The organism is Pseudomonas sp. A-R-19, assembly GCF_019956575.1.
Classification (GTDB): Bacteria; Pseudomonadota; Gammaproteobacteria; order Pseudomonadales; family Pseudomonadaceae; genus Aquipseudomonas.
Genome location: NZ_JAHBDR010000118.1, coordinates 1 through 12,015 on the forward strand (window position 1 = coordinate 1; position 12,015 = coordinate 12,015).

Annotated in this window: 11 protein-coding genes; 4 read left to right on the forward strand and 7 right to left on the reverse strand. The window is 58.8% G+C overall.

Annotation, left to right across the window (positions count from 1 at the left end):
- Positions 1-82: 82 nt before the first annotated feature.
- The gene (gene gloA / locus KGA88_RS30260) at positions 83-604 is read right to left on the reverse strand and encodes a lactoylglutathione lyase (protein ID WP_223596394.1); all 522 of its coding nucleotides are present in this window, start codon (positions 602-604) and stop codon (positions 83-85) included.
- A gap of 144 nt (positions 605-748) precedes the next feature.
- On the opposite strand from gloA, the gene KGA88_RS30265 reads away from it, so the two are divergent.
- Positions 749-1,267, forward strand: a complete 519-nt coding sequence (locus KGA88_RS30265) for a DUF4946 domain-containing protein (RefSeq protein WP_223596396.1) — start codon at positions 749-751, stop codon at positions 1,265-1,267.
- Between the two features lie 163 nt (positions 1,268-1,430).
- On the opposite strand, the gene KGA88_RS30270 is transcribed toward KGA88_RS30265, so the two are convergent.
- From KGA88_RS30270 to KGA88_RS30280, 3 genes are all read right to left on the reverse strand, one after another.
- Complete coding sequence (locus KGA88_RS30270) at positions 1,431-1,796, reverse strand: histone-like nucleoid-structuring protein, MvaT/MvaU family (protein WP_008051761.1); 366 nt, start codon at positions 1,794-1,796, stop codon at positions 1,431-1,433.
- A 233-nt stretch (positions 1,797-2,029) separates the two neighbouring features.
- Positions 2,030-3,562 (reverse strand): EAL domain-containing protein, encoded by a 1,533-nt coding sequence (locus KGA88_RS30275; protein WP_223596398.1) that lies wholly within the window; start codon positions 3,560-3,562, stop codon positions 2,030-2,032.
- A 112-nt stretch (positions 3,563-3,674) separates the two neighbouring features.
- On the reverse strand, positions 3,675-4,547 hold the full coding sequence (locus KGA88_RS30280; protein ID WP_110660786.1) for a LysR family transcriptional regulator: 873 nt from the start codon (positions 4,545-4,547) through the stop codon (positions 3,675-3,677).
- 77 nt (positions 4,548-4,624) lie between these two features.
- Between KGA88_RS30280 and KGA88_RS30285 the strand changes: the two genes are divergently transcribed.
- Positions 4,625-5,569 (forward strand): DMT family transporter, encoded by a 945-nt coding sequence (locus KGA88_RS30285; protein ID WP_110660787.1) that lies wholly within the window; start codon positions 4,625-4,627, stop codon positions 5,567-5,569.
- 250 nt (positions 5,570-5,819) lie between these two features.
- A complete protein-coding gene (hppD, locus tag KGA88_RS30290) occupies positions 5,820-6,896 on the forward strand; it encodes a 4-hydroxyphenylpyruvate dioxygenase (protein ID WP_103393203.1) in 1,077 nt (358 codons plus the stop codon).
- A 142-nt stretch (positions 6,897-7,038) separates the two neighbouring features.
- Here hppD and rarD read toward each other — a convergent pair whose 3' ends face one another.
- The 3 genes from rarD to KGA88_RS30305 all read right to left on the reverse strand — a co-directional run bounded on the left by rarD (position 7,039) and on the right by KGA88_RS30305 (position 10,637).
- The gene (gene rarD / locus KGA88_RS30295; RefSeq protein ID WP_110660789.1) at positions 7,039-7,920 is read right to left on the reverse strand and encodes an EamA family transporter RarD; all 882 of its coding nucleotides are present in this window, start codon (positions 7,918-7,920) and stop codon (positions 7,039-7,041) included.
- Positions 7,921-8,117: 197 nt separating this feature from the next.
- Complete coding sequence (locus KGA88_RS30300; protein ID WP_223596400.1) at positions 8,118-9,131, reverse strand: aldo/keto reductase; 1,014 nt, start codon at positions 9,129-9,131, stop codon at positions 8,118-8,120.
- Positions 9,132-9,326: 195 nt separating this feature from the next.
- Complete coding sequence (locus tag KGA88_RS30305; protein ID WP_110662277.1) at positions 9,327-10,637, reverse strand: MFS transporter; 1,311 nt, start codon at positions 10,635-10,637, stop codon at positions 9,327-9,329.
- A 170-nt stretch (positions 10,638-10,807) separates the two neighbouring features.
- Here KGA88_RS30305 and KGA88_RS30310 point away from each other — a divergent pair, with 170 nt between their 5' ends.
- Positions 10,808-11,929 carry a sugar diacid recognition domain-containing protein gene (locus KGA88_RS30310; RefSeq protein WP_110662276.1) on the forward strand — a complete coding sequence of 374 codons (1,122 nt, stop codon included), beginning with the start codon at positions 10,808-10,810 and terminating at the stop codon, positions 11,927-11,929.
- The last annotated feature ends 86 nt before the right edge of the window (positions 11,930-12,015 follow it).

Below are 12,015 nucleotides of genomic sequence, written 5' to 3' on the forward strand. Positions count from 1 at the left end.
GGCGTCGTATCATTCGACATTGAAGTGACTGACACTACGCCTTCGCGAGCAAGCCCGCTCCCACAAGGATCATCGGCGGATTTTAGAGGGGCGCCGGCTGAATGATCTCGACCCAGTAAGCGTCCGGGTCCTTGATGAACGCCAGGCTCTTCATGCGGCCATCGCTCAGGCGTTTCTGGAAATCGCAGCCCAGTGCTTCAAAACGCTCGCAGGCGGCGACGATATCCGGCACCGAGATGCAGATGTGGCCAAAACCGCGCGGGTCAGTGTTGCCATTGTGGTAGGCGAAATCCGCGTCGTTCTCGGTGCCGTGGTTGTGGGTCAGCTCCAGGATGCCGGGGATCGACTTCATCCACTCGGTGCGTGCGGCGGCATCGGCCGGGATCTGGTTTTTGTCGACCAGCGCGAGGAAATACAGGCTGAACTCGGCTTCCGGGAAATCGCGCTTTTCCACCAGCGTAAAACCCAGGACGCGTGTGTAGAAGTCCAGGGACTTGGTGATGTCCTTGACCCGCAGCATGGTGTGGTTGAAGACGAATTTCTGCGTCGCGGTGTCGGGTTGGGCGGTGACGCCGGGGAAGGTGTTCAAATCGTGCAGGCTCATGGGCCCTCCGGGAAATGTATGGGCTAACGAATGGCGACAATGATACGCAAGGGTTCGGACATCACCAAACCCAAACAGTCGGCTATTGCCTGACAGCCGGCCTGGGCCCAGACTTTACGGCTTGATCCGTGAGTGCCCATTGCAATGATTCGACCCCGTAAAATGCTGTTCATCCTGCTAGGCGTGCTTTCGCTGGCTGGCGTTGCTCGCGCCGATGCGCCAGTGGTGACCTGGCCGCAAGGCTGGCAGATCGAAGCCCTGCCTGACTCTGCGTCGGGAGTCAGCCGCCAGCGGGCGGTCAAAAATGATCAGAATGGATCGCCGCTCCTGGTGATGGAGCTGACCATGAGTCCGGTGCAAAGCGATCATCAGGTAAACCTCGAAGGCGTATTGCTGGAAATGCGCAAGTCAGTACAAAAAGACTTCTTTCAGGGTGGGTACCAAAGTGTCTGCACGCGAATTCATTCGACTACGCTGAGTCGATTGGCTGCGTTGGAAACAACCTGCACCGTCACGCAAAACGGCAGGCACGTGCTTTCTCAAACATTGGTGGCCGCGGTGGATGCCGATAAGGCCTATGTTCTTTCCTACGCAGGACAGGCCGAGGCTTATAAGGCGAGTCAGGAGGAAATAGACGCGGCCCGTAACAGCTTGAAACTTTAGTTAGCGACAGTGCTTTTTTGATGCATGAAGAATATTTTAGATATCCAAATGGATTAAGCACAAAGTAGTTGGCGGTCGGGTAATTGTCTGGCGCTCGCCACGGCATTTTAGATAATCCATGAAAAAGCCCTGCATAAGCAGGGCTTTTTTGTCGCTGCGGGAGTTAGCCGCGCAGCCAGGAATCAACGGTGGCTGCACCGTACTGTTCTTTCCAGGCTTTCAGGCCGCGGTGATTGCCACCCTTGGTTTCAATCAGCTCGCCGGTGTGCGGGTTCTGATAAACCTTGACCACACGGGCGCGACGGGTTTTAGGTGCGGCCGCCTGCAGCAGGCCGGATTTTGCCGGATTTGGATCGAGTATGGCGATGATGTCGCGCAGGCTCTTGCCATAGGTTTTCATCAAGCCCTGGAGCTTCTCTTCGAATTCGATCTCTTTCTTGAGCCCGGCATCGTTCTTCAGGGATTCCAACTGCTTGAGCTGTTCTTGAAGGGCCTTTTCGGCTGCACGGAATTCAGCGAGTCTGGACAATATCTTTACTCCAATAGTGTGTTTGGTTGATGCCAACCGCAAACAAAGCTATAAGCCAAGAGCCTTGAAGCGACTCGGTGATAGTGGCTCACCCGCCAATTTAGCGCAGGCATGAAAAATTGTAGTAGTTAATTGCCCAAGAGTAAATCCTGTCTTTTTCTTCATGTAACGGCAGTAGTGTTTTGATTCAAATTGGTGCGTGTAGTCGTTGTTTTATCGATTAAATTTTCGAGTTAATGGTCGCTTAATGCACTAATGAATTCCGCACCTGGCATGGGTTTGCCGAACAGATAACCTTGCAGGAAGTTGACCTGGTGAGCGCTCAGGTAATCACTTTGCTCGCGGGTTTCGACACCTTCGGCCACCATGGCCAGGTCGAGCTTGACGGCCAGTTCGATGATGCTGTCGAGGATGTGGCTGGAGAGTGTGTCGATACCGATCATGGCGACAAAACTCTGGTCTATTTTCAGGAAGTCCACATTGAACTGCCGCAGGTAGCCAAGGCTTGAATGACCGGTGCCGAAATCGTCGATGGCGATTTTCACGCCCAGTTCGCGAAGTTGCTCGAACAATTGCAAGGTAATGGCCGTGGGCTCGATCAGTTCGCGCTCGGTCAGTTCCAGCACCAGATGGATCGAGCCTGGTTCGAACGCATCGAGAAATTCGCGACAGTCTTTGATCAGATCCAGGTCATGGCAATGACTGGCGGTGATGTTGATGCCGATGTGAAACGGTTTGTTGAACCTGGCGGATTGCGGCCCGAGCAGGGCGGCGGTTTGTTTCATCAGCGAACGGGTCATCGGCATGATCAGTCCCGAGTGCTCGGCAAACGGGATGAACAGGTCCGGACGCACCAGGCCTTCCTTCGGATGATTCCAGCGCATCAGCACTTCAGCGCCGGACCAGCTTTTGTTGTCGCCATGCACGACGGGTTGGAAATACGGAATGAACTCTGCGGCTTCCAGTGCCCGTTGCATTTCCTGGGTCGGTGCCGAGGCGCGTTTTTGCAGGAAATGACCGATTGACCCGGCAATCACGCTGAAGAAAATCAGCAGGCTGAACAGGGGTGGATACTCGTTGCTCATGTATCGCCAGGTTTCGCCCTCGGGGAAACCGGCTTCCACGGAAAATGCATAGTGCCCGGAGCTCAAACGACTCTGCGCAACCGGCATTGCCGGCGCAGTACCGCTGTGAACCTTGCCGTCGGCGGACATCCAGTCCGGGCCAACCTGCAGCAACAGCAGGGTGTTGCGGCCGATCAAGCGCAGGATATTGCTCAAGTGATAACCGTCGAGGGTCGTCAACGCGCCTTTTTTGCCTTCGCTCAGCCGGTACACCAGCAAGGCGGTGTTGGGCGTCACCGGGTTGCCATTCATGAGCCATAAGGCGCCCTGGGTGTAGTCACCGGGATTGACCTTCTCCTGAAAGTCTCCGAACAACGAACTGCAATAGAGGTTGTTGTCCCACACCAGGTTGGTTGAGCGTACGAATGGGCGGCGAGTGACCTGCTCGCGCAGGGCCAGATTGACGTCGCTGCAACTCTGGCCAGCCATCGGTAACAGCACGCGAGCGGCCTGGGCGGTGTTGTCGAGCATCAGTTCGAACTGGCGAACAGCGTCCTCGGCGGTCTGTTCGGTGTCTTGTTTAAGCGCACGCCCTGCTTGCATGTAAAGAATGGCGGCTCCCAGCACCACCGGGAGCAATCCACTGATCAGGGTGGCCGCAATTTTTGTGCGGCGACTGCGGGTTTTGGCTTTCAGTGGCATTCGCGAATCCTGTCACGAAGAAGTAAGGCTCTCAAACGCTGGCAGGGCAAGACGCCTCCCATGAAGAGTTCGAATATGGGCCATGATAGTTGGCCCTTGGCGGTTATGCCGCTCAACGCAGGTCGAGACTTTCGGCGACCTTGATAAAGGCCAGTGTCGCCGGAGATGCCTGGCGTCGATCGAGTACCGCCAGGCCAACCTGGCGCAACACCGCCGGCGACAGCGGTTTTTTCACGCAGCGGCGGTCAATTTGGTTGGGCAAAGAACCTTCGGCAACCACCGTCACCCCGTCGCCACGAGCGACGACATCCAGGGTGCTCATCAACTGCGAGCAGCGATAGCGGATGTTGGGCGTCAGTCGGGCCGTGGTGAACAGGCGTGAAACCAGTTCCGAAGAACCGGCCTCGGTCAGTACAAACGGGGTGTGACACAGGTCTTTCAGACTCAGGCTGTCGTAACTGGCCAGCGGATGTCCGGCGGGCAGCAACGCGACCATCTGGTCTTCGACCAGCGCGACCGTGTCGAAACGCTCCTCGGGCAACACCACAAAGCCGATGTCGATCCGTCGCTCCTCCAGCCACTGCAGCACCTGGCGGTCGGGGCCTTCGTCGATATGCACCTCGATGCCGGGATGAGTGGCGCGGTATTGCTGCAGAATCAACGGCAACAATTTGATCGAAGAGGTCGGGCCGAAGGAGCCGATACGCAGCGTGCCGCGCTTCATGCCCCTCGCGTCCGCCGCTTCCTGGCGCAGGGTGTTGGCCAGGCCAAGCATCGCTCGGGCGCGCAGCAACAACTGTTGGCCAATGTCGCTCAACTCGATTCGGGATTGATGCCGGCGCAACAACTCGACGCCCAACTCCTGCTCCAGGGACTTCAAGGCATGGGACACCGCCGATTGGGAAATACCCAGGCGATTGGCCGCTGCCGTGAAGCCGTGGAGTTCGGCCACGAGGGAGAAAATCTCCAGTTGAGTGAGGGTCATGAGTGTTTGCTCATTTTACGATGACTAAGTATTAGTCGAATGATACGTCATCTCTCTGACATGCGGTCCTGGAAACGATGACGATCTGCGAGCAATCCCTGTCAAAACCCTCGGATCTGCCGGTCTACCTGAAACTGGCGGCGGTCACCATGGTGTGGGGCGGCACCTTTGTTGCCGGACGCTATCTGGCCGACAGCCTCAGTCCGCTGTTGGCGGCCAGCCTGCGCTTTTTACTGGCCAGCGTGGCGTTGCTGCTGTTTGTGCGCATGGCACGGATAACGCTGGTCTGGCCCAGCCTGCGGCAATGGCGGCAACTGCTGTTGCTTGGCTTTTTCGGGATCTTTTTTTACAACCTGTGCTTCTTTTATGGCCTGCACTACATCAACGCTTCGCGGGCCTCTTTAATCGTCGCGTTGAATCCGGCCGTGATCGGCCTCGCTTCCTGGCTGCTGTTCAAGGAGCGCCTGAACCGGGCCAAAGTTGTCGGCATTGCCGTTTGTATCGCGGGCGCGAGCGTGGTGATCGTCAGCCGCAACCCGCAATTGTTGACCGGGGGTGCCGACGCCTGGCTCGGTGATCTGCTGATTTTCGGTTGCGTCCTCGGCTGGGGTGTCTATTCGCTGTGCTCCAGAGAACTGAACCAGACCCTGGGACCTGTGCAAACGGTGACGTATTCGATTCTGCTGGGCACCGTCATGCTCTGGATGACCTGCATCGTGCGCGATGAGGTGAGTGTCGCCGCGATCACCCAACTGGGGGCGCAGCAATGGTTGAGCCTTTTATACCTGGGCGTGCTGGGGTCGGCGCTGGCCTATATCGGCTATTACGACGGCATCCGCAAAATCGGCGCGACACGTTCCGGCGTGTTCATTGCCTTGAACCCGCTGACGGCGGTGATCCTTGGCGCGCTGCTGCTGGATGAGCCATTGACGCTGGCCATGTGCCTGGGCGGCGGGCTGATTCTGGCGGGGATTTTCCTGTGCAATAAACCCCTTGCGCGAGGAGGGAAAAAGGGGATTTGATACAGAAGGCGGACAAACTGATTTACGCTGTGTAGAATCGGGTTACGCATACAATAATAATCGTCTTCTGGCAGCAGAAGCCTCGCCCGCAAGAGCCTTGGGTCGACAATGAAGATATTCGGGTTTCAACTGATCTACGGTGACTTTCTCGCCCGCAGTGTGCGGGGCATCTCCTGTGCGCCACCCGCCGGTCTCAGCATTGCTAGCAACTAACATTAGTTAATTCCAAAAGCATGATGAGGCGCCAACCATGGCCGATCTATACGAAAACCCAATGGGCCTGATGGGCTTTGAATTCATCGAGCTCGCATCGCCGACCCCGAACACCCTGGAGCCGATCTTCGAGATCATGGGCTTCACCAAGGTGGCGACCCACCGTTCCAAGGACGTGCACCTGTATCGCCAGGGCGCGATCAACCTGATCCTCAACAACGAACCCCACAGCGTGGCCTCGTACTTTGCCGCCGAGCACGGTCCGTCGGTGTGCGGCATGGCGTTCCGCGTCAAGGATTCGCAAAAAGCCTACAAACGCGCCCTGGAAATCGGCGCCCAGCCGATCCACATTGAAACCGGCCCGATGGAGCTGAACCTGCCGGCGATCAAAGGCATCGGCGGCGCGCCGCTGTACCTGATCGACCGCTTCGGCGAAGGCAGTTCGATCTATGACATCGACTTCGTGTTCATCGAAGGCGTTGACCGTCACCCGGTCGGTGCCGGCCTGAAAATCATCGATCACCTGACTCACAACGTGTATCGCGGTCGCATGGCCTACTGGGCCAATTTCTACGAGAAGCTGTTCAACTTCCGTGAAATCCGCTACTTCGACATCAAGGGCGAGTACACCGGCCTGACCTCCAAGGCCATGACCGCACCCGATGGCATGATCCGCATTCCGTTGAACGAAGAATCGTCCAAGGGCGCTGGGCAGATCGAAGAGTTCCTGATGCAGTTCAACGGCGAGGGCATCCAGCACGTTGCTTTCCTGTCCGATGACCTGCTCAAGACCTGGGATCACCTGAAAAGCATCGGCATGCGCTTCATGACCGCGCCGCCGGAGACCTACTACGAAATGCTCGAAGGCCGTTTGCCGAACCACGGTGAGCCGGTGGGCGAATTGCAGGCACGGGGTATCTTGCTGGACGGTTCTTCCGAGTCGGGCGACAAGCGTCTGCTGCTGCAGATCTTCTCGGAAACCCTGATGGGGCCGGTGTTCTTCGAGTTCATCCAGCGCAAGGGTGACGACGGTTTCGGCGAAGGCAACTTCAAGGCACTGTTCGAGTCCATCGAGCGTGACCAGGTGCGTCGTGGTGTTCTCTCCACCGACTAACTTGTTGACGCTATAAAAAACTGTGGGAGCGGCGGTGCGACGATTCGACTTGCTCGCGAAGGCGTCGTTTCAGTCTACTTAAATAGTGACTGATACACCGCTTTCGTGAGCAAGCCCGCTCCCACATTTGTTTTGTGTGTGCTTAAGGCCTGCGCTGCCGCACCAGATGCTTGAACCCTTCAAACACCAGCACCAGCACGGCCATCCAGATCGGGATGTAGGTCAGCCATTCGCCGGTCTTGATACTTTCCCCCAGCAGCAACGCCACCCCCAGCAGCAACACCGGTTCGACGTAGCTCAACAAGCCGAACAGGCTGAACGGCAGCAGGCGACTGGCAATGATGTAGACCACCAGCGCCGAAGCACTGATCACGCCGAGCAGCGGGATCAATAGCGACAACCATGGATGCTGGTCAAACACACCAAAACCTTGCGCGCCGCTCTGAACGAACCAGAACGCCACCGGCAGGGTCAACGCCATGTCCAGCCACAAGCCACCGAGATTGTCCGTTGCCAGCCGTTTGCGCACGACGAAGTAGGTCGGATAACCCATGCAGACCAGCAAGGTCGCCCAGGAAAAACCACCCACCTGGTACACCTCGTTGATCACGCCCAGGCAGGCGAACACCACGGCGATTTTTTGCAGATAGGACAGGCGCTCGCCATAAGCGATCCGCCCGGTCAGGACCATGGTCAGCGGCAGCAGGAAGTAACCGAGGGACACATCCAGGCTGTAACCGTTCAGCGGCGCCCACATGAACAGCCATAGTTGCACGGCGAGCAGGGCAGAGGAGAGGATCAGCGCACCAATCAGTTTCGGATTGGCCATGGCGCGCCGAACGATCTCCAGCACGCGCTTCCACTCGCCGGATACCACCATGAACACAGTCATGCACGGCACGGTCAGCAGCATGCGCCAACCGAAGATTTCCACGCCGCTCAAGGGGGTGAGCAGCGATGTGTAGTAATACATGACGGCAAACAGCACCGAGGCTGAAACCGATAGAGCGATACCTTTAGACAAGCTGTCCTCGCGATGTTGAAGGTGAAACGGGGGGGCGGAGGATACGTGGTTTTTGAGTTGAATATTGTCTGATCGGCCAACTTCGATCGAGTGTGGGAGCGGGCTTGCTCGCGAAAGCGATTTTCCAGCCAACATCAATGTTGAATGTTAAGCAGCCTTCGCGAGCAAGCCCGCTCCCACATTGGTATTTCATTTCTTCAGTTATTGCGCGGTTTGCGCCCCGGCACGAAATGGCTCACATCATTGAACCCCGGTGTCGACGCATGCCCCGGCGTCACCAGCGAATCGATGAACGCCTCGTCCTCGGCCGTGATCTGCACCGCCTGCGCCTTAGTGTAGGCGTCCCATTGCTCTTCGGTACGTGGCCCGACAATGGCCGAGGTCACGGCGCTGTTGTTCAGCACCCAGGCAATTGCGAACTCGACGATGCCGACGCCGCGTTGCCGGGTGTATTCCTGGATTTTCTGGGCGATGCGCAGGGATTCGACGCGCCATTCGGTTTCCAGGATGCGTTTGTCCTGGCGCCCGGCACGGCTGTTGGCGTCCGGTTTCACATCCGGTGCGTATTTGCCGCTGAGCACCCCGCGTGCCAGCGGGCTGTAGGGCACCACGCCCAGACCGTAGTTTTGCGCCGCCGTGATCTGCTCGGTTTCCGCCTGGCGGTTGACGATGTTGTACAGCGGCTGGCTGATCACCGGGTGGTCAACGCCCAGTCTGTCGGCCACGCGGATGACTTCGGCAATGCGCCAGCCACGGTAGTTCGACAGACCCCAATAGCGGATTTTACCCTGGCGGATCAAGTCGCCGATGGCCGATACCGTGACTTCCAGCGGCGTGTTGTGGTCTTCGCGGTGCAGGTAGTAGATGTCGAGGTAGTCGGTGCCCAGGCGCGTCAGGCTGGCCTCGAGACCGTTGAACAGTTGCTTGCGGCTCAAACCACTGCGGTTCGGTACGCCATCCACCGGACCGAAGCCGACCTTGGTCGCCAGCACCCATTCATGACGGCGGCTGGCGATGGCCTCGCCGACGATTTCTTCGGAGCGGCCATTGGTGTAGACGTCGGCGGTGTCGATGAAATTGATGCCCTGGTCCCAGGCCTTGTCGATGATTCGCAGGGAATCTTCGGTGCTGGTCTGTTCGCCGAACATCATGGTGCCCAGGGTCAGGGTGGACACCTGCAGACCCGACTGACCGAGTGTGCGATAGCTCATGAGCAAATCCTTTTACCAGTGGGAAAGGCTCAATCAGATACCAGAACGATCGCGAGGATCAAACGGAAATATCGAACACCGCAGATCAAACTGTGGGAGCGGGCTTGCTCGCGAAGGCGGTGTATCAGTCGACGTTGATGTGACTGACACTCCCTCTTCGCGAGCAAGCCCGCTCCCACAGGGGATTTGCGGTGCTTAGGCGCGCAAGGTGCGGGTCATGCGCAACGCCAGCAAACTGCCGCAGACAATCACACCCGCCAGCAGATACAACGCCGCATCGGTCGAACCGGTACTGTCCTTGACCCAACCCACCAGGTACGGGCTGAGGAAGCCAGCCATCTGCCCCATGGAGTTGATCAGCGCCAACCCACCCGCCGCCGCACCAGCACTGAGCAGCGCGGTCGGCACCGGCCAGAACATCGGCAAGCCGGTGAGGGCGCCCATGGTGGCGATGGTCAGGCCGAGAATGGCGATGGGCGGGTTGGCGGCGAAGTTCACCGCGATCAGCAGGCCGAGCGCGCCCATCAGCATCGGCACCACCAAGTGCCAGCGGCGCTCTTTGCGCAGGTCCGCCGAGCGGCCGACGATCAGCATGAACACCGCGGCCAGCAGGTACGGAATCGCACTGAGCCAGCCGATCACCAGGTTATCGCTGAAGCCGAGGTTCTTGATGATCGATGGCAACCAGAAGTTGATCGCGTAGACACCGCTCTGGATGCAGAAGTAGATCAGGCCAAAGGCCCAGATCGCCGGGTTCTTGAACACCGCCAGCAGCGAATCGGTCGTGTTTTTCGGTTTGTTGGCCAGGTCTTCGGCGTGGTCGGCTTCCAGCACCGAACGCTCGAACGGAGTCAGCCATTTGGCATTGGCGTAACTGTCGCTGAGCAGGAAATAAGCCAGTGCGCCGAGGATTACGGTCGGAATGCCTTGCAGCAGGAACATCCACTGCCAGCCAGCGAGGCCGCCCTGGCCTGCGGCGAAGTGGTTGAGAATCCAACCGGAGAACGGGCTGCCGAGCAGGCCCGAAACCGGGATCGCCGACATGAATAGCGCCATGATGCGGCCACGGCGGAAGGTCGGGAACCACTGCGAGAGATACAACACCACACCCGGGAAGAAGCCGGCTTCGGCGGCGCCAGTGAACAGGCGCAAGGTGTAGAACTCGGTCGGGGTGGTGACGAACAGGAGGCAGGTCGACAGGGTGCCCCAGGTGATCATCATCAGCGCGATCCAGCGTCGCGGGCCGAACTTGGTCAGCGCAAGGTTGCTGGGCACGCCGCACAGCACGTAGCCGATAAAGAAGATGCCGGCGCCGAGGCCGTACACGGTTTCGCTGAACTTCAGCGCGTCGAGCATCTGCAATTTGGCGAAGCCAACGTTTACCCGGTCGAGGTAATTGAACAGGTAGCAGATGAAAATGAAGGGGATCAAACGCAGGGTGATGCGCTTGTAGACGGCGTTTTTGTCGTCAGCGATGGCCTCGGACGCTACGGCGCTCTGTGTCATGGCGGCTCTCTCTTTATTATGATTTTTTGCGATGCAAAGGGTAACGTTGATCGCCCTGAGAGTCTCGACCACCCTCAGGGTGGCTGTCTTTGTGCCTGAGCACAGGGTTTGCCACCAAGGCCTGTGCGGGTGAACAATCCGTTCCATTACCGTCTTCAAGGATCACGTGCATGTTCGAACTCGATCACGACCTGGCCCAGGACATCGTCGACCGGGCGATGGCCATTTTGCCGTACAACGTCAACGTCATGGACAGCCAGGGCCTGATCCTGGGCAGCGGTGAACCGGAGCGGGTCAACACCCGGCACGAAGGCGCGCAACTGGTCCTGGCCAACGGCCGGGTGGTGGAGATCGATGCGCAGACGGCGATTCATCTCAAGGGCGTGCAGCCGGGTATCAACCTGCCGCTGATGCTCGACCAGCGCCTGATCGGCGTATTGGGCATCACCGGCGAACCCGAGCAACTGCGTACCTACGCCGAATTGGTGCGCATGACCGCCGAAATGCTGGTGGGCCAGCGCAACCAGCAGGCCGAGCTGCAATGGCGGCGCCAGCGCTGCGATGATCTGCTGGCGCTGCTGCTCAGCGAAGCCGGGGACTCTCCGCGACTGGTCGATGAAGCGGCCCAGTTGGGCCTCAAGCCGCAATTGACCCGGGTGCCGTATCTATTCGAACTGGGCCTGGAGCACGCACCGGGGCAAACCGTCGAGGCACTCAGCGCCTGGTTGACCAGCCGCCACCCCGACAGTTGGTGCGTGAGCTCGGCCAAGACCTCGTTGCTCTGGTGCCGGCCGGCCAGCCAGTCGGTGGAGAACGAGCGCTTGCTGGACAAGCTCGATGGCCTGGGCTGGAACATCCTGCGTATCGCCGTGGGTGGGCAGGCCGACGGGCTGACGGGGTTGCGCCGCTGCTATCGTCGGGTCGGTGACTTGCTGGCCTACGGACGCGAGGTACTGCCGCGCTGCCGATTGCTGACGCTCAACCGCTACCGGCTGCCGGTGATGCTCTGGCGCCACCGCAACGACGATGCTCTCGATGAATTGCTCAACCCGCTGCGCAAGGTCATTGCCAAGGACGGCAACGGCCAACTGCTGGCGACCCTGCGCAGCTGGTGCGAACACGGCGGCCAGAGCCAGGCTTGCGCCGATGCACTGGGCATTCATCGCAACAGCCTGCGCTATCGCATGGAGCGGATTGCCGAGCTTAGCGGGGTTGATCCGTTGCGACTCGATGGCATGCTGGCCCTCTATCTCGGCGTGCAACTCCTGCCCCAGACAGACGCGCCCACCTGAACCACGCACACACATTCCCTGTGGGAGCGGGCTTGCTCGCGAAAGCGGTGGGTCAAACAACATTGATGCTGCTGACACACCGCCTT